Here is a 21,311-nt window from a genome sequence, read left to right as displayed (position 1 = left end):
CCTTCCGTGCCGCGTGGGCCGATTCTTCCGGTCCACACAAGGAAGACGTCGCGGAAGGCCCGGACGTGAGACGAGGCGCGGAGAAATCTCCGGATCTCTCGTCACTCCCGGAAGCTCAGCCGGACCCGGCCTCCGCGGCCACCTGTTTCAGCGTCCGGCCGCTGCGCGCCGAGCGGGCCCGCTGCGGATCGGGAGTGCGGCCCTCGCGCGCGGCCCGCGCGTCGTTCTCCTTCACCAGCAGCCATGCCTCGCGGCCGTCGTCGCCGGCTCCGCCGCCGCGGAAGCGCGTGAGCGCGTAGCCGCCCCGGAGCTTCGCGCCGTCCAGCCAGAACGTGGCATGACCGCGCCGCAGCGCGTCCGCGAAGTCGTGGGAGAGCGGCCGGTAGGTGCCCTCGTCCCAGACGATGACGGCGCCCGCCCCGTACTCCCCGGAAGGGACCACGCCCTCGAACTCCCGGTATTCCAGCGGGTGGTCCTCCGTCGGCATCGCCAGCCGCTTCTCGCGCGGATCGGGCGAGGGGCCCTTCGGGACGGACCAGGACTTCAGTACGCCGTCCACCTCCAGCCGGAAGTCGAAGTGCAGGGTGCTCGCGTCGTGGATCTGTACGACGAAGCCGACGGCGGTGTCGGACGGTGCGGTGTCGGACGGTGCGGTGCCGGACCGGGCGGTGGCGTCGCCGCGCGGCTCGGCGGTCCTCGCGAAGTGCCGCTTGCCGCGGTAGCTCCGCAGAGCGTCCGGCTCCGGGCGCTTCCCGCCGCTGCCGCGCTTCCCGCCCTTCCTGCTCTTGTCGCTCACTGCCGCTCCTTCCGGTGCGCGGACACCGCGTACGGGTGCCCACGAGCGCCGCCTCACGCACCCGTACGCGTCACGGGCGACGGGCAACCGGCACCGAGCGGGCCCCGAGGGAAGACCGCGGCGTCCCGGTGCGCTGTAGTGAACGGCGCGAAACCGGGTACCTCCGCCGTCCGGGGCCACCCGCGCGCACACCGAGACGCGAACCGAAGGGAAGCAACCACCGTGAAATTCGGCGTATCGACCTTCATCACCGATCAGGGGATCGCTCCCGACGCCCTGGGCCGCGCCGTCGAGGAGCGCGGCTTCGACTCGCTGCTGATCGCCGAACACACCCACATCCCCGTGGACCGCCGCTCGCCCTACCCCGGAGGCGGGGACCTGCCGGAGATGTACTACCGCACCCTCGACCCTTTCGTCGCCCTCAGCGCCGCCGCCGCAGTCACCGACCGGCTGCTGCTGGGCACCGGCATCGCGCTGGTGGCGCAGCGGGACCCGATCGTCACGGCGAAGGAAGTGGCATCGCTCGACCTCGTCTCCGGCGGGCGTGCGGTCTTCGGCGTCGGCGTCGGCTGGAACCGTGAGGAGATGGAGAACCACGGGACCGACCCGTACACGCGCGGGCGCCTCGCCGACGAGCGGCTGCGCGCGATCCGCGAGCTGTGGACCGCGGAGAAGGCCGAATTCCACGGGGAGTTCGTCGACTTCGACCCGGTCTACTCGTGGCCCAAGCCCGTGCAGCGTCCGCATCCGCCCGTCTGGGTCGGCGGCGCCGAGGGCGCCTTCAAGCGGATCGCCGCCCTCGGGGACACGTGGCTCGCCAACCGGACCTCGCCCGAAGAGCTGGGGCCGAAGATCGAGCGGATGCGCGCGATCGCCGGCCGGGAAGTGCCGGTGACGGTGTACGCCACTCCGGACGACCCCGCGGCGATCGAGGGCTACGCACAGCTCGGCGTCGAGCGCCTGCTGCTGTATCTGCCGACCCGTCCCGAGGGCGAGTCGCTGGAGGTTCTCGACCGGCTCGCGGCGTGCGCCGACCGGTTCCGTTGAGCGGCGGCCCGCCATGCCGAAGATGACGGGCGACGAGGCGCGGGAACGCTTCGCGCGGGCGCGTGCCGCCACCCTGGCCACCGCCGACGAGGCCGGACGCCCGCACCTCGTGCCCGTCACCTTCGCCCTCACCGGGGACGTCATGGTCTTCGCCGTCGACCACAAGCCGAAACGGTCGCAGCGGCTGAAGCGGCTCGCCAACATCCGCGCCAACCCGGCGGTCGCCCTCCTCACCGACGCGTACGACGAGGACTGGGAGCGGCTCTGGTGGGCGCGCGCCGACGGCACGGCGCGCGTCCTGCCGGCGCCGGACAGCTCCACGGCGTCCGCCGGATACGCGGAGCTGCTCACCCGGAAGTACGCCCGGCAGTACGGGCCGAGGCCGCCGCAAGGGCCCGTCGTCGAGATCGCGGTGACGCGGTGGACCGGCTGGCGGGCCGTGTGACACCCGGCGGAGCGGGACGGTCAGCTCGCCGGAGCTGCCCTCTCCGTCAGCCGGAGCGACCCGCCCGTCCGTGAGCCGGAGCGGGCGGGTCCGCTTGCGGGCCCCGCCATTCCCGCTGCTCGGTGAACGTGCAACGATCCGCCTCATGGCGACAGTGAGTGAACTCCTCCCCAGTGACGCCGTGAGCCTTGAGGCCCCGGCAGCGGACTGGCGGGAGGCCGTCCGGCTCGCCGGCGAGCTGATGACACGGACCGGGACCAGCACAGGCGACTACACCGCCGAGATGATCCGGAACGTCGAGGAGAACGGTCCGTACATCGTCATCGCGCCCGGCTTCGCGCTCGCGCACGCGCGCCCGTCACCCGCGGTGCTGAGAACCGGCATGTCGTGGGTGCGGCTCGCGGAACCGGTGGAGTTCGGGCACGAGTCGAACGATCCCGTGGAACTGGTCGTCGGCCTCGCCGCCGAGGACCAGGGCGCCCACCAGGCGGCACTCGCGGGGCTGGCGAAGCTGCTGGCCGACCCGGCGACGGCGCGGGCGCTGAAGGACGCCGCCTCGCCGGACGCGCTGCTCGCCGTCCTCGCAGGCGGGCACGGGGGCGGGAACGGGGGCGGGAACGCCGGGCGTTCGGGCCGGCGCAAGGCGGCGGCCCGGGACGAGAGCAGTGCCACCGTGCACAAGATCCTCACGGTGTGCGGCAACGGCCTGGGCACGAGCCTGTTCCTGAAGAACACCCTGGAGCAGGTGCTGCAGCGCTGGGGCTGGACCGCCCACGTCACCGTGGAGGCCACGGACACCGTCTCGGCGAAGGGCAAGGCCTCGGAAGCCGTCGCCGTGTTCACCTCCCGCGAGATCGCGGCGGCCCTGGCGGACGTGGGCGTCCCGGTCCGGATCATCGAGGACTTCACCAGCACCGCGAGGTCGACGGTGCTCTTCGCGACACCTACGACGTCTGACGACGGGAAGGGAGCAGGCGGCACCATGGGCCCGCTCATCTCCACCGCCGAGTTTCTCGTCAACGAGATCCTCAGCCAGCCTCCGTATCTGATCGGGCTGATCACGGCCGTCGGCCTGATCGCGCTGAAGAAGCCGGCCGGCCAGGTCGTCGGCGGCGCCATCAAGGCGACCCTCGGCTTCCTGCTGATCAATGCCGGCGCCGGCCTCGTCGTCGACTCCCTCGCACCGCTGGGCGAGATGATCCAGGGCTCGACCGGCGCACACGGCGTGATCCCCACCAACGAGGCCATCGTCGGCATCGCGCAGGAGCAGTTCGGCGCCCGCGTCGCCTGGCTGATGATCACCGGATTCGCGCTGAGTCTGCTGCTGGCCCGCTTCACGCCGCTGCGGTACGTCTTCCTGACCGGCCATCACATCCTGTTCATGGCCACGCTGACGACCATGGTGCTGGCCACGGCCGGGCTCTCGCCGGTGGTCGTCGTCATCGTCGGCGGAGTGCTGCTGGGCATCATGCTCGTCTCGATGCCCGCCTTCGCCCATCCGTGGACGAAGCGGATCACGGGCAACAACAGCATCGCCGTCGGGCACTTCGGCACTGCGGGCTACGTCGCCGCGGGCGCCACCGGGCAGCTCATCGGCAGGCGCAGCCGCAGCACCGAGGAGATGAACCTGCCCGAGGGGCTGCGTTTCCTGCGTGACTCGATGGTCGCCACCGCCCTGTCCATGCTGCTGATCTACGTGATCATGGCGCTGGTCCACCTGGCGAAGGCAGGCCGGGAGACGGCGTTCAAAGCGTTCGCGGCCGGCGGGGGAGAGGTGGCGACCGACGTCGGCAACTACGTGATGAGCGCCGTGATGCAGGGCCTGCAGTTCGGCATCTCCGTCGCCGTCATCCTCTTCGGCGTCCGTACGATCCTCGGCGAACTCGTCCCTGCCTTCCAGGGGATCGCCGCAAGGGTCGTGCCCGGTGCGGTGCCGTCCCTGGACGCGCCGATGGTCTTCCCGTACGCGCAGAACGCCGTGCTGATCGGCTTCATCGCCAGCTTCACCGGTGGGCTGGCCTCGCTGGGACTTCTCACCGTCGTCTTCGGCCCCGCCTTCGGGCTCGCGCTGGTACTGCCGGGGCTCGTGCCGCACTTCTTCACCGGCGGTGCCGCAGGCGTCTACGGCAACGCGACGGGCGGCAGGCGCGGCGCGGCAGTCGGCGCCTTCCTCAACGGTGTCCTCATCACCTTCCTGCCGGCGCTGCTGCTGAAGGTGCTCGGCGCCTTCGGCGAGGAGAACACGACGTTCGGGGACGCGGACTTCGGCTGGTTCGGCATTCTCATCGGCAACGCCGCCAAGGCGGGCGAGACCGCGGGTGTCGTACTGATGCTGCTGATCGGCGCCGTGGTGCTCGGCGGCGCCGTGCTGATGCAGAAGCGCGTGGTGGAACCCGGCTGGAACCCCGGCGCACGCCGCGACGCCCTGCTGCCGCCGCAGCAGGACGACGCGGGCGGCCCCGCGACGGCCGGCGCCGCCGCCGGCATCCCCGCCCAGTCGGCAGGACCGGCGGCGGAGACGGGTGCGGGTGCCGGTGCGGGTCACGTGCAGGGGCAAGCGCAGGGCCAAGCCCAGGGGCAAGCGAAGATCGCTCCGCCCCGCGGCGCACCGGCTCCGCCACCTCCTCCCGCGAAGGGGGAGTGACCCGCCGCCGCAGCAGCCCTGCCGCCGCGGCTCATCCGGATCGCCCTCGACCTCGCCCTCGCGCCCTTCGCGGATCGCCCCCGCCGTTCAGACCGCCGGGGCGAGTCCGCGAGGGGCCGTGCCGGCCGGCGCCGGGGTCACCGCAGCGAGGCTGTCCACGAGACGCGCGGCCGTCTCCGCCACGCCGTCCGCCGCCTCCGCGGCGACGACTCCGGCGCCCTCCGCCTCCGGTGAGACGTGCCGGTCGAGCACGAACCAGCCGCGCAGCACGTTGTCCGTACCGAGCGAGGTGAGGACCGGCCGCAGGGCGTAGTCGATCGCCAGTACGTGCGCGGAGCTGCCGCCGGTCGCCAGCGGCAGCACCGTCTTCCCGGCCAGGGCGAACTGCGGCAGCAGATCGAGCAGAGTCTTCAGCAGCCCGCTGTAGGCGGCCTTGTAGACGGGGGTGCCGACGACGAGGGCGTCGGCCCGGTCGATCGCCTCGACGGCCTCCCGGATCGCAGGATGTGCGGCGTTCCCCGCGAGCAGTGGTTCGGGAGGCAGGTCGCGTACGGCGAGATGCCGTACGTCGTGGCCTTCGGCCGTGAGCAGGTCGCCGACGTGACGCACCAGCGAGGAGGTGCGTGAACGGGCGGACGGACTGCCGGAGATGGTCAGGATGCCGGGCATTGCGGTTCTCCTTGGAAGCTCGGAAAGCGTGCGGGATGCGGGCGGGACGCGGGCGGGCGGGCCACGGGCCCTGTCAGCCGGACAGCGGGGCGGGCGCGTCCCGCGACCGCTGCGCCCCGGCCGTCTCGCCGGGCTCGCCGGGCTGTTCGGCCTCGGGCTCACCGGACTCGGGCTCGTTGGGCTCGCCGGGGGCGGGATTCCCGCCGCGTGGGCCGCCGCCGGTGACCACGTACAGGTCCCGCTCGCGCAGCCGCGAAGTCGCCCACATGCTCACGAGCGCCGTCAGCGCCAGATAGCCGCACGCCGCCCAGGGAGCGCCGTCGCCGAGAGCCAGCAGCGCGGTCATGATCAGCGGCGTGATGCCCGAGGCGAAGATGCCGGACATCTGGTAGACGAACGACATGCCGGTGTAGCGCACCTGCGTCGCGAACAGCGCGGCGAACAGGGTGCCTTGGGCTCCGTAGAAGTAGGCGTGCACCAGCCCGAGCGTCACCACGAGCACTGCCGCGAACCCCCAGGGCCCGCCGAAGGAGAAGACCCAGAAGGCGGGGAAGACGGACAGCGCGAAGAGGCCCATGCCCGCGAAGTAGACGCGGCGCGCGCCCTGACGGTCCGTGAGCGCACCCGATATCGGTATCACCACCGCCATCACGACCGCCGCCGCTGTGACAGCCAGCAGCACCGCGGTGCGGTCCAGCTTCAGCGTCGCCGTCGCGTAGGTGAGGGCGAAGACGGCCCACGTGTTGAAGGCCGCCCCCTCGCCCCAGCGGGCCAGCATGCCCAGCCCGACATGACGCCGGGACGGACGCTCACGCAGCAGCGCCACCAGCGGGGCCGACTGCGGTAGTTCCCGCAGCCGCCGCACGGCGAGGAAGGCGGGCGTCTCGTCGATCTTCAGCCGTACGGTCAGGCCGACGGCCACGAGCACCAGCGACACGAGGAACGCCACGCGCCACCCGTATCCGAGGAACGCCTCGTCGCTGAGCACGTTGTTCAGCAGCGCGAACGCGCCCGTGCCCAGGGCGAGTCCGAGCGCCAGCCCGATCTGCGGATAGCTGCCGAAGCGCCCCTTGCGGCCCTTCGGTCCGAACTCCACTGCCAGCAGCACCGCGCCGGCCCACTCGCCGCCCAGCGCCACACCCTGGGCGACCCGCAGGACCAGCAGCAGCGCGGGAGCGAGGACGCCGACCTGCTCGTACGTCGGGAGCAGGCCGATCAGCGCGGTCGAGACGCCCATCAGGCTCATCGTGAAGGCGAGGGTGCGTTTGCGTCCGATGCGGTCGCCGATGTGCCCGAAGAGCAGGCCGCCGACGGGTCGTGCGAGGAAGCCCACGGCGAAGGTCGCGAACGACAGCATCGTGCCGACCGTGCCGTTCGTCGTGGGGAAGAACAGTTCGCCGAAGACCAGTCCGGCGGCGGTGCTGTAGAGGAAGAAGTCGTACCACTCGACCGTCGTGCCCAGGAGGCTGGAGAGCACGACCGTCCTGAGCTTGCGGGGCTCTGTGGGTTCGGGGGATTCCGTGAGTTCGGTGGGTTCGACGGATGCAGTGGGTTCGGTGGGTTCGGTGGATCCGGGGGACTCCCCGGTTTCCGTGGGAGCGGTGGAGGCCGGGCTCGCCGGCTGTTCCGCGCTCACCGGCCCGCGAACGGGACGATGCCCGCCTCGGCCGTACGGGCACCGTCCGGGTGCTGCCACAGTCCGCGCTGCCGCAGCAGGGGCAGTACGCCCTCGCCGAACCAGTACGCCTCTTCCAGGTGCGGGACACCGGAGAGGACGAACTCCTCGATGCCGAGGCGGTGGTACTCCTCGATGAGGTCCGCGACCTCGGCGTGACTGCCCACCAGCGCCGTGCCGGCGCCGCCGCGCACCAGCCCTACACCGGCCCACAGGTTGGGGTAGATCTCCAGCCCGTCGCGGTCGCTGGTGCCGCTGCCGTGCAGTTCACGCATCCGCCGCTGGCCCTCCGACTCGCTTGCGGCCAGGCCTTCTTGTACGGCCTTGATGCGTTCCGGGTCCATCCCTGCCAGAAGGCGGTCCGCCTCCGCCCAGGCCTGTGCGGAGGTGTCACGGCTGATGGTGTGCAGGCGTATGCCGAAGCGCACGTCGCGTCCCTGCGCGGCGGCGAGCGAACGCACCCAGTCGATCTTCTGCTTCACCTGCTGCGGCGGCTCGCCCCAAGTGAGGTACACATCCGTGTGCCGGGCGGCGATTTCGCCCGCCGCGGGGGAGGAGCCGCCGAAGTACACCCTCGGTGCCGGTTCCGGAAGACGGCTCAACTCCGCGCCCTCGACGTGCAGATGCTCGCCGTGGTGGTCGACCTTCTCCCCGGCCCACAGGCGGCGCACGATGTCGAGGAACTCGCCCGTGCGCGCGTAGCGTTCGTCCTTTCCGAGGAAGTCGCCGTAGGCACGCTGCTCGGCCGACTCCCCGCCGGTGACGACGTTGAGGAGCAGCCGGCCGTGCGACTGGCGCTGGTAGGTCGCGGCCATGTGGGCGGAGAGGGTCGGGGAGATCTGCCCCGGCCGGAAGGCGACGAGGAACTTCAGCCGCTCGGTCACCTGCGTGAGCATCGCGGTGGTGATCCACGCGTCCTCGCACCACGCCCCGGTCGGGGTGAGCGCGCCGGAGAAGCCCAACTGCTCGGCGGTACGGGCGATCTGGCCGAGGTACTCGACGGACGCGGGACGGTGGCCGCCGGCCGCCCCGGGCGTGGATCCGTGACCGCCGCCGACGACGTGGCGGCTGTCGCCCGTGGTCGGCAGGAACCAGTGGAACGTCAGCGGTGCCGACGGCGGCGAGACGGACGGCTCGGAAGCGGAGGAAGACGAGGAAGGCGAGGAAGGCGAGGAAGACGAAGGCGAGGAAGACACGGAGACTCCAGGGAAGGAAGGACAGTTCGAAGGACGCTGCGGCAGCGGGCAGCGGGCAGCGGGCAGCGGGCAGCGCAGGGCGAATCCCCGCCCGGGGTACGGGCCGAGGCACAGGGACGCACGGCTGCACCGTGGACGGCACCCGGGCGCGCATGACGCGAACCCGTCGCACGGCACGGGAGTGTGAGCTGTGTTCAGCCGCGGAAGACCAGCCCGGAGGATCAGGCCGCGAGGCGAACGTGGGGACGGCGGGCGGGAGAAGCCCTGCCGGAGAGTCAGCTGTTACAGGTCGCGCTGGACTGGCGGCACAGGTCGACGTGGAGGCGTTCCACGAGGAGTCCGGCGGCAGCTGTCATGTTCCGCATTCTCTGGGAGCCACCCCACCCGGTTCAACCCCTAGCGGTTGACGTTTCAGCAGGTGAGACGGATGGCACGCACGGGGGAAGCGATGAGGAGCCAGCCTCCAGGGCGTGGCGGTCCGCGTGGCGGTCCGTGTGCGGGCGATGCGGCGGCGCCCTCAGCCGGCGTCCAGGACGCCTGTGGCGGCCTTGAGTTGCAGCTCTTCGAGGGTCCCGCCCTGCTCGCGCGCACGGCGGAGAAGCTCTGTGAGCTGCTCCTCGTCGAGGACGGCCGACCGCGGTCCCTCAAGAGCGCGCAGCGCCTGCCACATCAGCCTCTTGCCCTCCACTCCCACGCGCAGCGCCTCCAGTTCGAGGACGCTGCTCAGCGGTGCCCTGCGTACGAGGAATCCGTTGGTCTTGGCCCTGCCCGCCTTCTCCAGCAGCCACCCGGCTGCCGTCTTGTAGCGGCGCACGGGTACGCCGAGGCCGTGCATGATCCGCAGCAGCGCGGCCCGGTCCTGCGCGATCTCGTCGGCGACGCGGAGGAGCGGCGCCCCCGCCGGCGACATGGCGTGCCGCTTGGCGACGCGGCGCGCGAGCTCACTGCCGCTGGTCGCCCCGAGGAGATGGTCGTTGAGGTAAATGGCCAGCGGTTCCGTCATCGGTCCGGCGAAGCCGGCTGCCGCGGCCTCGTCGGGCCCGGTGGCGAAGCCGGTCGCGGTGTTCGCGGCACGTGTCATGGAGGGCTCCCGTCGGGGGACGAGGTGAGGGTCTGTCGTCCGGATCAGGCCGCGAGCCCGGCAAGATCCGAGCGAGAGGCCCCGGGCACCTGCTCCTCCCAGGCTCGCACCCGGCGGTGCGCTGTCAATTCGCGGCTGCGCCGCCCGCGCGGCCCCCGGGCGGCTGCCACCTGTGGTGATCCGTCCAGGTGCGCGTTCGCCCGGTCGGAGTACAGGCCCGTTTGATGATCGCGGAGTGCTCCGGTGAAGTGGGGGTGGAGGAGGTTTCCGGCCTTCCGCTCCACGCCGGGCGCCTCCCGCTCCGGACCGCCACGCGAGACGGGAAGACCATGACCGACACCGCCCCCATCAGCACCCCCTTCACCGCCGACTCCACCGCCGAAGAGGTCATCGGCGGCATCGACCTGACCGGACGGCGGGCCGTCGTCACCGGCGGCTCCTCCGGCATCGGCGCGGAGACCGTCCGCGCGCTGGCCGGTGCGGGTGCGCAGGTGACCCTCGCCGTACGGGACACGGAGGCGGGGCGGCGCACGGCCGCGGAGCTGGCCGCCGCCACCGGCAGCGAACAGATCCGCGTCGCCCGGCTCGACCTGGCAGACCGCAGGTCCGTCGCGGGGTTCCTGGCCGCGTGGGAGGGCCCGCTGGACATCCTGGTCAACAACGCCGGGGTGATGGCGTCGCCCGAGGTGCATACGTCCGAGGGCTGGGAGCAGCAGTTCGCCACCAACCATCTGGGTCACTTCGCGCTCGCCGTGGGGCTGCACCGTGCGCTGGCGGCGGCTGGCGGTGCACGCGTCGTGTCGGTCAGCTCCAGCTCACACCTGCGTTCACCGGTCGTCTTCGAGGACATCCACTTCCGCAGACGTGCATACGATCCGTGGATCGCGTATGCGCAGTCCAAGACGGCCAACGCCCTCTTCGCCGTCGCCGCGTGGGAGCGCTGGGAGAGCGACGGCATCGCCGTCAACTCCCTGACGCCGGGCACCATTCGCACCCGTCTGCAGCGCCACGTCACCGAGGAGGAGCTGGAGAAGGTCCGCGCCGAGGCCGGCGGCGGGGCCGGGGCGTGGAAGACGCCCGGACAGGGCGCGGCCACGTCGGTGCTCCTCGCCACGTCTTCGCTGCTGGAGGGCGTCGGCGGCCGGTACTTCGAGGACTGCAACGAGGCGCCGCTGCACGAGCCGGGCTCCGGGCGGGGCGTGGCTCCGCACGCCGCCGATCCCGAAGCGGCTGCGCGGCTGTGGCAGGTCTCCGTCGAGACCCTGACGGCCTGAAGGGGGCAGGCGGCGGCCACCGCGCTCGCCTGCACTGACGGCCCTTCACCTTCAATGGGCGCACCTGCGGAATCCGCGGGGGCTGCGTGCAGGCACACGTCGCACTTCTCCGCGAGGCCCGATTCCGCTTGTGATCATCGGGTGAAGGTCCGTACACGGGGGCGGTGTTCCCGAGGAGGGCGGTTCCAGGATGTGGCTGCTTCGGGCCGATGGCCCGGGCGAGGGTGCGAACGACGTGCCCTGAAACATCCTCCCCCCACCATGAGGAGCGGAATGACTCTGACGTCCCTCAGCCGGCGCGCACGCGTCTCGCTTGCCGCCGTGGCGGCCGGCAGTGCCGCCGTTCTGGGCTTCGCGGTACTGCCGTCGTCCGCGACGGCGACCCCCGCCGAGAAGCCCGCCCAGGTCGCGGCCAAGAGTGAGAAGTCGGCCAAGGCCGATGCGATCACGCGGGCGCAGATGCTGGAGCGCGCGGCCACCTGGCTGACCGCCGACAACGGCGCGCAGGTTCCCTACAGCCAGACCGAGGTCTGGTCCGACGGGTACCGGCAGGACTGCTCCGGCTACGTCTCGATGACGCTGGGCCTGTGGAAGTCCGGACCGAACACCGTCGAGTTGGCGGGCAACCGGGATCTGACCACCCCGATCAACGTGGGTGACCTGAAGCCCGGTGACCTGCTCATCGACGCCGACGGCTCCAACACCACGCGCCACGTGGTGATCTTCGAGAAGTGGACCGACGGCTCGCACACCGCCTACTCGGCGTTCGAGCAGCGCGGCGGCCACGGCACGGACCACCGGGTGCTGGACTACGGCCTGGATTCCGGCAGCGAGTACAAGGCCTACCGTCCGAACAACCTGACGGACTGAGAGGGTTCGGGCCGCACGGCCCGTCCCGTACGACGGAGCGCTCCCGCCCTTCCTCTCGTGGGCGGGAGCGCTCCGCGTCGCGCCGGAGCGCTCATTCCTTCACTGCTCACTCCGTCGCGGCTCACTCCTTCACGGAGCCGGCGTTCGCCCCGCGGATGAAGTGGCGCTGGAAGCAGAAGAAGAGCACCGCCACCGGAATCGTCGACAGCAGAGCCGCACCCAGCTTCAGCGGATACTGCGTGCCCTGACCCAGGCCGCCGGAGACGAACCGCGCCAGACCGGTGGTGAGCGTCTCGTAGTCGCTGGACTGCGTCGACACCAGGAAGTGCGTGAACTCGTTCCACGAGCCCTGGAACGACAGCAGGGTGACGGTGATCAGCGCGGGCCGCGACATCGGAAGCACCACGTACCAGAAGATCCGGGCCACGCCCGCGCCGTCGATCCGCGCCGCCTCCTCGACCTCCCGCGGGATGGACTCGAAGAACTGCTTCATGATGAAGATCCCGGCCGCGTCGAAGAGCAGCGGCACGATCATCCCGGTGTAACTGTCGAAGATTCCCAGCGTGTTGAGGACCAGGAACTTCGGGATGAGCAGCACGACCGGGGGTACGGCCATCACCGCGATGAGCAGGATGGTGAGCACGGCACGGCCGCGGAAGCGCAGCCTGGCCAGCGCGTAGCCCGCCGCCGAGTCGAACAGGACGCGGCCCAGCGTCACCACGACCGTCACCAGGGTGCTGTTGCCCAGCCACCGCATGAACGGCACACTGCCGGCCTCGCCGGAGCCGCTGAGCTTGTCGAAGACGGCCGTGGTGGGGGACTGGGGCAGCAGCGACAGGGGGTATGACGCGGCCTCGGGGTCGGTCTTGAAACTCGTCGACAGCTGCACCAGGAACGGCAGCGCGTAGAGCAGTGCGAAGCCGAGCAGCAGCGCGTAGCCGGCCAGCCGGGCGGGCCGCGGGAACCGCGCCAGTACGGGCCGTTCGTCCGTGGAGAGCGGCTTCTCAGTCGTGCGCACGGTGCGCCTCCTTACCCTCGCCGGCACCGGGCTGCCGGGCGGCGGCCGTGGCGAGACGCTGCCTCAACTGCCCCCGCACACCGCGCTCGCGCAGCAGGAAGCGCTGAATTCCCGTCATCACCAGGACGATCCCGAGCAGGATGAACGAGATGGCGGCGCCCTGTCCGAACTCCGCGTTGTCGAACCCGTAGGAGTAGGACAGAAAAGCGGGCGTGAGGGTGCTGTTGGCGGGCTCGCCCTGGCCCATCACGTACACCTGGTCGAAGACCTGCCAGGTGGCGATCAGACCGAGTGTCGTCACCAGGAACAGCACCGGACGCAGCGCCGGAAGATACACATGGCGCAGCACATGGCGGCGGCCCGCCCCGTCGAGGGCCGCCGCCTCCTCCAGTTCGCGGGGGATGTTCTGGAGCGCCGCGAGGAAGATGAGCATGAAGGTGCCCGAAGTCGTCCATACGGCAAGCAGGATGAGCGTGCACATGGCCACCGAGGGCCCGGCGAGCCACTCCACCCAGGGAAGCCCCATGAGGCGGTGCTCGCCGAGCGCCCCGCCGGGGCGGCCGTCGACGATCCCCAGCGCGTCGAGCAGCACCCACAGGACGCCGCGCGAATCCTGGAACCAGTTCGGGCCCTTGATCCCGATCCAGCTCAGCATCCGGTTGACGGCGCCGCTGCCCTGGAAGAGGAAGAGGAAGACCGTGGCCACGGCGATCGAGCTGGTGACGGAGGGGAAGTAGAAGGTGGTCCGGAGCATGCTGCGGCCGCGCAGCATGCGCTGGTTGACGATGATCGCCAGGGTGAGGGACAGCGCCGTCTGAAGCGGGACGGTCAGCAGCACGTAGTACACGTTGTTGCGCAGCGACGTCGCGAGCAGCGACTGCGCGAGCCCCTCCTCGGCGAGCAGGCTGCGGTAGTTGCCGAGCCCGACGAAGTCGGCGTCCGGAGTGAACGGGTTGGACTGCCCGTCCCAGTTCAGCAGACTGACCCACGCGGCCATCAGGATGGGCAGCGCCATGAACAGCCCCAGGCCGACGACCATGGGGGAGACGAACAGCCAGCCCCACAGTCCCTCACGTCCGCGGGTCGTACGGGAGCGCCCGGGGCGGCCGGGCCGCCGCTTGAGGGGCGGCGGCTCCGGGCGCTCGGTTACAGAGGTGGACACGGTGGACATGGGGCCGTCAGTCGCCCTTCTTGATGGCCTGCTCGCCGTTGCGCTGGAGCGTGGAGAGGATGTCGGCGGGTGATCCCGTACGCAGCCCCTGAAGGTCGGCGTTGAACTGGTCTGCGACCTTCGTGAACCCGGGCACGGTCACCGGGCTCTGCGCGTAGGAGTTCCCCTCGACCCATGCCTTCGACTCCGGGTGCTCCTTCGCGAAGGTCTTCAACACGCTCGTACGTGACGGCATGACGCCGATGGCGTCGGAGGAGGCCAACTGCTCCTTCGCTGACGTCAGATGGCGGACCAGGTCGACCGCGGCCTCGCGGTGGGTGCTCTCCTGGGCCACGCCCCAGCAGTTGCTGAAGGCGAGCGTGCCCTTGCCTGCGGGGCCGGCGGGCAGCGGGACCACCTTGTACTCGACGTCGGGGAAGTCCGCCTTCATCCCGCCGTCGAGCCAGTTGCCCTCGATGATCATGGCTGCCTTGCCCTTGCCGAGCGCCTCGCCTGCCCAGCCCGTGTCCACCTGCTTGGCGAACTTCATCGAGCCGGAGCGCAGCATTTTCTTGGCGAAGCCGAGGCCTTCGGCGTTCTCCTTGCTGTCCGCGGTCATCTTCGACTCGTCGGAGTTGGTTATCCAGCCGCCGGCCTGCTTCATGAACACACCGAGCCGCTGGTACTCGTTGGTCGTGACCAGCCCTGTCGTCTTGCCCGATGTGAGCTTGTCGGCGACCTTCTCAAGCTCGTCCCACGTGGTCGGGTAGTCCTTCGAAGTCAGCCCGGCCTGCTTCCACTTGTCGGTGTCGATGGCCAGACCCAGCGTCGAGGAGTCCTTGGGCAGGCACATCAGCTTGCCCTCGTAGGTGAACGCCTTGCGCAGCTGAGGTTCGAAGTCCTTCGCGTCCGGGATCTTGTCGCCGTACGGGTACAGCGAGCCGCCCTTCGCATAGTTGGCGAACTGGTCGGAGTTGACGTAGAAAGCGTCCGGCGGGCTGTTGCCGGCGAACGCCTGGGCGAGCTGCTGGTCGATGTCCTTGGCGAGCTGCACGTTGACCTTGTTGCCGGACTTCTTCTCCCAGGCGGCCGTCGCCTTCTTGACGGCCTGGGTCTCGGCGTCACCGGAGGTGCCGATCAGCACGCGCAGCGACTGCTTCTTGCCGGTGTCCTGCTCGGGTCCGTTCTTGTTCTTGTCGAACCCGGACGAACAGGCTGTCGCGGTGGTGGCCAGCACCGCGCATGCGGTGACTGCCACGGTGGAGCGACGGAACATGCGGGCCTCCTGGGGGAGTTGATGCGAGGGATTCGGGACGGTGGGGACGGGCGGACCGCGCAGCGGCCGCCTTCAGCCGGAAGCGGCACCGAGGCTTGCTCGTACGACGAGAGCGGGCGGCAGCAGCACCCGTTCGGGAGGTTTCGCGGGATCGGACATGCGGGCCAGCAGCAGACGCATCGCCTCGCGGCCCACGTCGCCGAGCGGCTGCGCGACGCTGGCGAGGCCGGGGGAGAGGAGCGGCGCGACCGAGGAGTCGTCGAAGCCCACGACGGACACCTCGCGACCGGGGGTCCAGCCCGCGTTGGAGACCGCCCGGTAGCAGCCCAGGGCGAGCGTGTCGCTGGCGGCGACCACCGCCGTCACACCGGCGTCGAGCAGCGGCTGGACGGCGCGGGCCGCGGCTCCGACGTCCTCGACGCTCTCGGCACGCAGTCCGGGCGCCTCCAGACCGTGTGCGCGCAGCGTCCGCTGCCAGCCCTCGGCGCGGTCGTCGCCGGAACCGGAACCCGGCGGCCAGCCGAGGAAGCCGATGCGCCCGTGCCCCTCGGACACCAGCCGCTCCACCGCGGAGGCGGTGCCGGCGGCGCCGTCGACGTCGACCCAGTCGCCGACGTCGTGCCCCGACCACATCCGGCCGAAAGCGACGAAGGGGATGCCGCGTTCCTCCAGCCACGCCTGGCGTGGGTCGCCGTGCCGCGTGTTGCTCAGCACGAACGCGTCGACGCCGTGTTCGCCCAGCAGCTCTTCGTACGAGGACAGTTCGCGCTGCCCGGAGGCCGCGGCGAACAGCAGCAGCCGGTATCCGGCGGCGTCCGCGGTCTCCGACAGGGCGTGCAGGAAGCGGTCGAGCACGAGGTTGCCGGGGCCGGCCGGCTCGATGCCGAAGCCGATGAGCCGGCTGGCACGCGTACGGAGTGAACGGGCCGCGCGGTGCGGGCGGTAGCCCATCTCGTCCACGGCGCGGCGTACGCGCTCCAGGGTCTCCGGCCGCAGCAGTTCCGGGGTGTTCAGTGCGTTCGAGACCGTCTGCGTCGAGACTCCCGCCCGTCGCGCGACCATCGCCATCGTCACGGAACCCGAGCCCTGGGCGGGCACGGGCGGCGACGGGTCGGGGCCTGGCGGCATGACGTGAGCTCCCGGGAGCGAGCGGCGGCGGACAAAGGTGAGCGAAGATGGACGATCTCCCGTGCAAAGAGGGCAATTTGGGCCCTTGACCTCTTTGCTAGGGTCTTTTTTGATCGATCCAATGGCTGAGAGGTTGCGCCCACGTGGAGACAACTGTCAAGACTCATGACGGCAACGGCACGAGGAGCGCGCCCGCACCGCCCGCGGAACTCCAGCCGTTCCTGCACGACGCCTGCGTCACGCTCTGCGCGCCGAGCATGGCGGTCTCCCGCCCGGACGGTCAGATCACCGACGGCTGCGACGGCTTCTACCACGGCGACCGCAGGGGCCTGTCATTCCTGACAGCCCTCGCCGAAGACGTTCCCAACGCGCCCATCAGCGGCGGGCCCGACAGCGCCGGGCGTGCCTCGTTCCGTACGGTGCTGCGCGGGCTCGCCGAGCACAGCCCGGACCCCGCCGTCACCCTGGAGCGCCGCCGCTCCGTCGAACCGGGCGAGTTGAGCGAGACGCTCACCCTCCACAACGCCGGGCTGACCTCAGTGTGCGTGCGGCTCACGCTGCGCGCCGCGAGCGACCTCGCCTCCCTGGAGACCGTCAAGTCCGGGCGCACCGTCCCCGTCGTCGCCCCCGCCGTCGAGCCGGACGGGCTGACCTGGAGCGACGGGGAGCTGACGGCGCGGCTCGCGTGCACACCCGCACCGGACGCCGCCGGGCAGGCACCCGCCGACGCCGCCGAGCTGCGCTACAGCGTCGAACTCGGCCCCGGGGAGCGCTGGCAGGCCACCCTGAGCTGCACCGTCGAGGACGACAAGGGTGACGCGTTCCGGCCGGCCGCTCCCCGCACACGCGCCGCGCTCGCCTCCGGTGCCGCTCTCACCACGGCCGACCGCGGACTCGACCACTGGTTCGCGCGCTCCCGCTCCGACCTCGGAGCGCTGCTGCTCGCCGACCCGCTGGACGAGAACGACACCTTCCTCGCGGCCGGCGCCCCCTGGTTCCTCACCCTCTTCGGGCGGGACTCGATCTGGGCCGCCCGCATGCTGCTGCCGCTGGGCACCGAACTCGCCGCGGGCACGCTGCGTACGCTGGCACGCCGTCAGGGCGCCGCGAACGACCCGGCGACCGAGGAGCAGCCCGGCAAGATCCTGCACGAAATACGCCGCGACGGACTGCACTTCGGCGACGGACTGTCCGTACCGCCCTGCTACTACGGCACCGTGGACGCCACCCCGCTGTGGGTGACGCTGCTGCACGACGCATGGCGCTGGGGCATGCCCGCCGAGGAGGTCGAATGCCTCCTGCCGCACGCCGAGTCGGCGCTCACATGGATGGAGGAGCACGGCGACGCCGACGGCGACGGGTTCCTGGAGTACGTCGACAGCACCGGGCGCGGGCTGGCCAACCAGGGCTGGAAGGACTCGGGCGACGCGGTGCGCCGCCGCGACGGCAGCCTCGCCGAACCGCCCGTCGCGCTCTGCGAGGTGCAGGCGTACGCACACGAAGCAGCCGTTGCCGCCGCCGCGTTGCTGCGCGCCTTCGGCCGCCCGGGCGCGGACCGCTGGGAGGAGTGGGCGCAGGGGCTCAGGCGCCGCTTCCGCGAGCGGTTCTGGGTCGAGGACGCCGACGGCCCCTACCCGGCCATTGCGCTGGGCAGCGACAAGAAGCCGCTGGACGCGCTGACTTCCAACATCGGCCATCTGCTGGGGACCGGCCTGCTGGACGAGGAGGAGAGCCGCCTCGTCGCCGGGCGCCTGGCCGGTGAGCCCCTCGACTCCGGCTTCGGGCTGCGTACGCTCGCTGCCGGCTCCGGCGGTTTCAGCCCTCTCGGCTACCACATCGGGACGGTGTGGCCGCACGACACGGCGATCGCCGTCCAGGGGCTCGTACGCGACGGGCACTTCGCCGCCGCGGAGTCGCTGGCCGCCGGACTCGTGCGCGCCTCGGCCTCCTTCGACGGCCGGCTGCCGGAACTCTTCGCCGGTCACGGCGCGCGCACCGACAGCCGGCCCGCTCCGTATCCGGCGGCGTGCCGGCCGCAGGCGTGGTCCGCCACGTCGTCGGTGGCGGTGCTCCAGGCGGTGCTCGGGCTTGAGGCGGACGCGCCGGGCGGCCGGCTCACCGTACGTCCGCGCATGGCGGGCCGGTATCTGCCGCTGCGGGCGAGCGGACTGCGCCTGGGGGAGCGGGAGTTCGACGTGACGGTCGACGCGGACGGTACGCCGCGGGTGACCGGACTGCCCGAGGGCTCCGTGACGGTGGAGACGGACGCGGCGCCGCAGGAGCGGTGAGGGGCCCCGGGGTCCCGGAACCCCGGGCCCTGGGACCTCGGCCCGCTCTGGGACCCCGGTCCTGGAACCTCCGCGTCCTCTGGCGCACGTACCCCTGCAGAGGTGATGGTGGAGGTCCAAACGGACAACGGGGGGGGGTCTTGATGATGTTCGTTCTCGTCCTCGGCGCCGTACTGCTGCTGATCATCGGGCTGTTGGCGTGGGCGCTGGTCCGGCGGGAACGCCGTCGGCGTGGCGCCGCCCTCAGCCCCGACGGGATGCGCATCGAGGCGGCCGCGAGCGCCGAGTGGCGCGAGGGCCGGCGCCGGACCCGAGCCGGGCGCGACATGAGGGCCGTCTCCACGGCCCCGTACCTGCGTCAGCGCGACAGGTGACAGCGCGACAGGTGACAGCGCGGCACAACGGGCGATGGGCCTGAACCGGCGGGTTTCCGCCCGCACTTGACAGCGGTCGCGGCCGGCCCGTCAGAGATGTGCGCCGGGTGCCCCCGCGAGATCCGCGAAGTCGGCGAGCATGCGCAGGCTGTCGGGCTCCAGCCCGGTGAACAGGCGCAGCGCGTCGGCCGCTTGGAACACGGCCATGCCTCCGCCGTCGAGCACGCGGCAGCCACCGGCGCGCGCCGCGCGGGTCAACTCGGTCTCCAGCGGCCGGTAGACGACTTCGGCGACCCACAGCCCCGGGTGCAGTGTGCCGGCCGGTACGGGCAGCCCGGGGTGCGCCGCCATCCCGGTGGGGGTGGCGTGCACCAGGCCGTCCGCGCGAGCCAACAGGGCACCCGTCTCCCGGAGTTCGGCCGTCGTCGCACGCCCCGCGCCGAAGTGGCGGGTCAGCGACTCCGCGAGGCCGGCCGCGCGTTCGGCCTCGGCGTCGACGATCGTGAGGTGCCCGGTGCCGAGCCCGAGCATCGCGTGTGCGACGGCCGCCCCGGCGCCCCCGGCTCCGAGCAGCACGACCTCCTCGATCCCGGCGTCCGGCAGTCCGCGCGCGAAGGAGGCCGCGAAGCCGGTGACGTCGGTGTTGTGCCCGATGGCGCGGCCGCCGTCGAAGACCACCGTGTTGACGGCGCCGAGCGCCTCCGCCTGGGGCGCGAGTTCGTCGAGATGGGGGAGGACGGCCTGCTTGCAGGGATGGGTGATGTTCAGCCCGTCGAAGCCCAGTTCACCGGCCGCGCGTACGAGAGTGCCCGTACGCTCGGGGGCGGCTTCCCCTGGGCCTGGCGGCCCCGGAGACACGCCTGTGCTGTCGAGGTCGACGAGCCGGTACACGTAGCGCAGCCCCAGCCGCTCGGCTTCCCGCTCGTGCAGGGCGGGGCTGAGTGAGGGGCCGATGCCGGTGCCGACGAGCCCGACGAGGTAGGTCCGCTCCGCGCTCACCGCTTCTCCCGCACGAGCGTGGCCGCGTGGGCCAGCGCCAGGGCGTACCCGTGGGCGCCGGCGCCGCAGATCACGGTGTCGGCGACGGCGGAGACGTAGCTGTGGTGGCGGAACGCCTCCCGCTTGTGGATGTTGGAGAGATGCACCTCGACGACCGGCAGCTCCACTGCCGCGAGCGCGTCGCGCAGCGCCACGGAGGTGTGGCTGTAGCCCGCGGGGTTGATCACGATCGCGCGGTGCTCCGTGCGGGCCTCGTGAACGGCGTCGATGAGGGCGCCCTCGTGGTTGCTCTGCCGGCAGTCCGCCCGCAGCCCGTGTGCCGCCGCCGTCTCACGGCAGAGCTCCTCGATGCCGGCGAGGGTCTCCTTGCCGTAGATGTCGGGCTCACGCAGGCCGAGGAGATTGAGATTCGGGCCGTTGAGCACGAGCACGGGGATCTCGTGGGGCCCGGGCCCGCCGGAGGAGTGCGGCATCTGTCGCTTCCCATCAATGTACGAACTGGTTCGTTAGTCATATCAAGCGCGTGCTCCGCTGTGAAGTCCCGGCAGGACGGGCCCGCCGGAGCGCGCCCTACAATCGCTGGACTGCAGCGACCCCCGCCGAGGAGCCGGATGACCACCGCGGAAGACCCGGCACAGCCTGCCGGACGCGTACGTGACGCCGCCCGTACCCGGGCCGAGATCATGGACGCCGCCACCCAGGAATTCGCCCGCGCCGGCTACGCGGGAGCCCGTGTCGACGAGATCGCCGCCCGTACGCGCACCACGAAGCGGATGATCTACTACTACTTCGGCGGCAAGGAGCAGCTGTTCACCGCGGTGCTGGAGCGCGCGTACTCCGTCATCCGCGAAGCCGAACAGAAGCTGGACGTCGAGCATCTGGACCCGGCCGCGGCCATCCGCCGCCTCGCCGCGGTCACCTTCGACCACCACGAGGCGCACCCGGACTTCATCCAGCTCGTCAGCATCGAGAACGTCTACGGGGCGGAGCACATCTCCGGCTCGGAGGAACTGCGCCGGCTCAGCTCGCCCGCGATCGACGTCATCCGGCGCATCCTCGACGCCGGCCGTGCCCAGGGGGTCTTCACGGCCGACGTCGACGCCGTGGACCTGCACGCGATGATCAGCTCCTTCTGCTTCTTCCGCGTCGCCAACCGCGACACCTTCCGGGCTCTCTTCGATCGCGACCTGCTGGAGGCGGGCCGCCGCGAGCACTACCGGACGATGCTCGCGGACATGGTGATCGCATATCTGACGAGGAGTGAGAAGGGCTGAACCCCGGACGCGGCGAAGAAAGCCCGTTCCCGGCCCCTTGACACAAGCGGAATGCGGTCGCAGCATCCGTAGCCACCCACTATTAACTATCTGGTGGGTTAATTAGG

At 71.4% G+C, this 21,311-nt stretch carries 20 protein-coding genes; 8 read left to right on the top strand and 12 right to left on the bottom strand.

Translation table 11 applies throughout. From position 1 onward, the window contains the following. Nucleotides 1–115 precede the first annotated feature (115 nt). On the bottom strand, nucleotides 116–796 hold the full coding sequence (locus tag ACSMXX_RS02575; protein WP_473182393.1) for a DNA polymerase ligase N-terminal domain-containing protein: 681 nt from the start codon (nucleotides 794–796) through the stop codon (nucleotides 116–118). 222 nt (nucleotides 797–1,018) lie between these two features. Between ACSMXX_RS02575 and ACSMXX_RS02570 the strand changes: the two genes are divergently transcribed. From ACSMXX_RS02570 to ACSMXX_RS02560, 3 genes are all read left to right on the top strand, one after another. Next, on the top strand, nucleotides 1,019–1,843 hold the full coding sequence (locus tag ACSMXX_RS02570; RefSeq protein WP_473182392.1) for an LLM class F420-dependent oxidoreductase: 825 nt from the start codon (nucleotides 1,019–1,021) through the stop codon (nucleotides 1,841–1,843). Nucleotides 1,844–1,856: 13 nt separating this feature from the next. Further along, complete coding sequence (locus ACSMXX_RS02565; RefSeq protein ID WP_473182391.1) at nucleotides 1,857–2,288, top strand: TIGR03668 family PPOX class F420-dependent oxidoreductase; 432 nt, start codon at nucleotides 1,857–1,859, stop codon at nucleotides 2,286–2,288. A 145-nt stretch (nucleotides 2,289–2,433) separates the two neighbouring features. Next, the gene (locus tag ACSMXX_RS02560; RefSeq protein ID WP_473182390.1) at nucleotides 2,434–4,932 is read left to right on the top strand and encodes a PTS ascorbate transporter subunit IIC; all 2,499 of its coding nucleotides are present in this window, start codon (nucleotides 2,434–2,436) and stop codon (nucleotides 4,930–4,932) included. Nucleotides 4,933–5,019: 87 nt separating this feature from the next. Here ACSMXX_RS02560 and ssuE read toward each other — a convergent pair whose 3' ends face one another. The 5 genes from ssuE to ACSMXX_RS02535 all read right to left on the bottom strand — a co-directional run bounded on the left by ssuE (nucleotide 5,020) and on the right by ACSMXX_RS02535 (nucleotide 9,553). Next, the gene (ssuE, locus tag ACSMXX_RS02555) at nucleotides 5,020–5,601 is read right to left on the bottom strand and encodes an NADPH-dependent FMN reductase (protein ID WP_473182389.1); all 582 of its coding nucleotides are present in this window, start codon (nucleotides 5,599–5,601) and stop codon (nucleotides 5,020–5,022) included. 73 nt (nucleotides 5,602–5,674) lie between these two features. Beyond that, nucleotides 5,675–7,237, bottom strand: a complete 1,563-nt coding sequence (locus ACSMXX_RS02550) for an MFS transporter (RefSeq protein ID WP_473182388.1) — start codon at nucleotides 7,235–7,237, stop codon at nucleotides 5,675–5,677. Then, entirely contained in the window at nucleotides 7,234–8,382 is a 1,149-nt protein-coding gene (locus ACSMXX_RS02545; RefSeq protein WP_473184597.1) for an LLM class flavin-dependent oxidoreductase, read from the bottom strand. The genes ACSMXX_RS02550 and ACSMXX_RS02545 overlap by 4 nt, the downstream gene beginning before the upstream one ends. Nucleotides 8,383–8,747: 365 nt before the next feature. Further along, entirely contained in the window at nucleotides 8,748–8,828 is an 81-nt protein-coding gene (locus ACSMXX_RS02540; RefSeq protein WP_343070933.1) for a putative leader peptide, read from the bottom strand. A gap of 161 nt (nucleotides 8,829–8,989) precedes the next feature. Further along, on the bottom strand, nucleotides 8,990–9,553 hold the full coding sequence (locus ACSMXX_RS02535; protein ID WP_473182387.1) for a hypothetical protein: 564 nt from the start codon (nucleotides 9,551–9,553) through the stop codon (nucleotides 8,990–8,992). 329 nt (nucleotides 9,554–9,882) lie between these two features. Between ACSMXX_RS02535 and ACSMXX_RS02530 the strand changes: the two genes are divergently transcribed. Both ACSMXX_RS02530 and ACSMXX_RS02525 read left to right on the top strand, forming a co-directional pair. Continuing rightward, a complete protein-coding gene (locus ACSMXX_RS02530; RefSeq protein WP_473182386.1) occupies nucleotides 9,883–10,827 on the top strand; it encodes an SDR family NAD(P)-dependent oxidoreductase in 945 nt (314 codons plus the stop codon). Nucleotides 10,828–11,100: 273 nt separating this feature from the next. Then, the gene (locus ACSMXX_RS02525; RefSeq protein ID WP_473182385.1) at nucleotides 11,101–11,697 is read left to right on the top strand and encodes an NlpC/P60 family protein; all 597 of its coding nucleotides are present in this window, start codon (nucleotides 11,101–11,103) and stop codon (nucleotides 11,695–11,697) included. Between the two features lie 121 nt (nucleotides 11,698–11,818). On the opposite strand, the gene ACSMXX_RS02520 is transcribed toward ACSMXX_RS02525, so the two are convergent. The 4 genes from ACSMXX_RS02520 to ACSMXX_RS02505 all read right to left on the bottom strand — a co-directional run bounded on the left by ACSMXX_RS02520 (nucleotide 11,819) and on the right by ACSMXX_RS02505 (nucleotide 16,269). Beyond that, the gene (locus ACSMXX_RS02520; protein ID WP_473182384.1) at nucleotides 11,819–12,715 is read right to left on the bottom strand and encodes a carbohydrate ABC transporter permease; all 897 of its coding nucleotides are present in this window, start codon (nucleotides 12,713–12,715) and stop codon (nucleotides 11,819–11,821) included. Continuing rightward, entirely contained in the window at nucleotides 12,702–13,886 is a 1,185-nt protein-coding gene (locus ACSMXX_RS02515; protein ID WP_473182383.1) for a carbohydrate ABC transporter permease, read from the bottom strand. The genes ACSMXX_RS02520 and ACSMXX_RS02515 overlap by 14 nt, the downstream gene beginning before the upstream one ends. A gap of 7 nt (nucleotides 13,887–13,893) precedes the next feature. Further along, entirely contained in the window at nucleotides 13,894–15,141 is a 1,248-nt protein-coding gene (locus ACSMXX_RS02510) for a sugar ABC transporter substrate-binding protein (RefSeq protein WP_473182382.1), read from the bottom strand. Nucleotides 15,142–15,213: 72 nt separating this feature from the next. Continuing rightward, nucleotides 15,214–16,269, bottom strand: a complete 1,056-nt coding sequence (locus tag ACSMXX_RS02505) for a LacI family DNA-binding transcriptional regulator (RefSeq protein ID WP_473182381.1) — start codon at nucleotides 16,267–16,269, stop codon at nucleotides 15,214–15,216. Between the two features lie 143 nt (nucleotides 16,270–16,412). On the opposite strand from ACSMXX_RS02505, the gene ACSMXX_RS02500 reads away from it, so the two are divergent. Both ACSMXX_RS02500 and ACSMXX_RS02495 read left to right on the top strand, forming a co-directional pair. Further along, on the top strand, nucleotides 16,413–18,557 hold the full coding sequence (locus ACSMXX_RS02500; protein ID WP_473182380.1) for an amylo-alpha-1,6-glucosidase: 2,145 nt from the start codon (nucleotides 16,413–16,415) through the stop codon (nucleotides 18,555–18,557). 143 nt (nucleotides 18,558–18,700) lie between these two features. After that, nucleotides 18,701–18,931, top strand: coding sequence for a hypothetical protein (locus ACSMXX_RS02495; protein WP_473182379.1), 231 nt, complete (start codon nucleotides 18,701–18,703; stop codon nucleotides 18,929–18,931). Between the two features lie 90 nt (nucleotides 18,932–19,021). On the opposite strand, the gene ACSMXX_RS02490 is transcribed toward ACSMXX_RS02495, so the two are convergent. Together ACSMXX_RS02490 and aroQ are read right to left on the bottom strand one after the other, a co-directional pair. Continuing rightward, nucleotides 19,022–19,930: a shikimate dehydrogenase gene (locus ACSMXX_RS02490; protein ID WP_473182378.1), complete on the bottom strand. Its 909-nt coding sequence runs from the start codon at nucleotides 19,928–19,930 to the stop codon at nucleotides 19,022–19,024. Further along, nucleotides 19,927–20,403, bottom strand: coding sequence for a type II 3-dehydroquinate dehydratase (aroQ, locus tag ACSMXX_RS02485; RefSeq protein WP_473182377.1), 477 nt, complete (start codon nucleotides 20,401–20,403; stop codon nucleotides 19,927–19,929). Before aroQ ends, ACSMXX_RS02490 begins: the two co-directional genes overlap by 4 nt. 138 nt (nucleotides 20,404–20,541) lie before the next feature. Between aroQ and ACSMXX_RS02480 the strand changes: the two genes are divergently transcribed. Next, nucleotides 20,542–21,204, top strand: coding sequence for a TetR family transcriptional regulator (locus tag ACSMXX_RS02480; protein ID WP_473182376.1), 663 nt, complete (start codon nucleotides 20,542–20,544; stop codon nucleotides 21,202–21,204). The last annotated feature ends 107 nt before the right edge of the window (nucleotides 21,205–21,311 follow it).

The sequence above is a fragment of the Streptomyces sp. DSM 116795 genome (genome assembly GCF_055792905.1).
The sequence above is the reverse complement of the archived record's forward strand: the minus strand, read 5'-3'. Positions and strand labels throughout refer to the sequence as shown.

Excerpts from the sequence above, each read along its gene's own strand:
- ACSMXX_RS02505 (WP_473182381.1), bottom strand. The coding sequence starts at position 16,269 with ATGCCGCCAGGCCCCGACCCGTCGCCGCCCGTGCCCGCCCAGGGCTCG.
- ACSMXX_RS02495 (WP_473182379.1), top strand. The coding sequence starts at position 18,701 with ATGATGTTCGTTCTCGTCCTCGGCGCCGTACTGCTGCTGATCATCGGG.
- ACSMXX_RS02525 (WP_473182385.1), top strand. The coding sequence starts at position 11,101 with ATGACTCTGACGTCCCTCAGCCGGCGCGCACGCGTCTCGCTTGCCGCC.
- ACSMXX_RS02530 (WP_473182386.1), top strand. The coding sequence starts at position 9,883 with ATGACCGACACCGCCCCCATCAGCACCCCCTTCACCGCCGACTCCACC.
- ACSMXX_RS02480 (WP_473182376.1), top strand. The coding sequence starts at position 20,542 with ATGACCACCGCGGAAGACCCGGCACAGCCTGCCGGACGCGTACGTGAC.
- ACSMXX_RS02540 (WP_343070933.1), bottom strand. The coding sequence starts at position 8,828 with ATGACAGCTGCCGCCGGACTCCTCGTGGAACGCCTCCACGTCGACCTG.
- ACSMXX_RS02535 (WP_473182387.1), bottom strand. The coding sequence starts at position 9,553 with ATGACACGTGCCGCGAACACCGCGACCGGCTTCGCCACCGGGCCCGAC.
- ssuE (WP_473182389.1), bottom strand. The coding sequence starts at position 5,601 with ATGCCCGGCATCCTGACCATCTCCGGCAGTCCGTCCGCCCGTTCACGC.
- aroQ (WP_473182377.1), bottom strand. The coding sequence starts at position 20,403 with ATGCCGCACTCCTCCGGCGGGCCCGGGCCCCACGAGATCCCCGTGCTC.
- ACSMXX_RS02515 (WP_473182383.1), bottom strand. The coding sequence starts at position 13,886 with ATGTCCACCGTGTCCACCTCTGTAACCGAGCGCCCGGAGCCGCCGCCC.
- ACSMXX_RS02560 (WP_473182390.1), top strand. The coding sequence starts at position 2,434 with ATGGCGACAGTGAGTGAACTCCTCCCCAGTGACGCCGTGAGCCTTGAG.
- ACSMXX_RS02510 (WP_473182382.1), bottom strand. The coding sequence starts at position 15,141 with ATGTTCCGTCGCTCCACCGTGGCAGTCACCGCATGCGCGGTGCTGGCC.
- ACSMXX_RS02565 (WP_473182391.1), top strand. The coding sequence starts at position 1,857 with ATGCCGAAGATGACGGGCGACGAGGCGCGGGAACGCTTCGCGCGGGCG.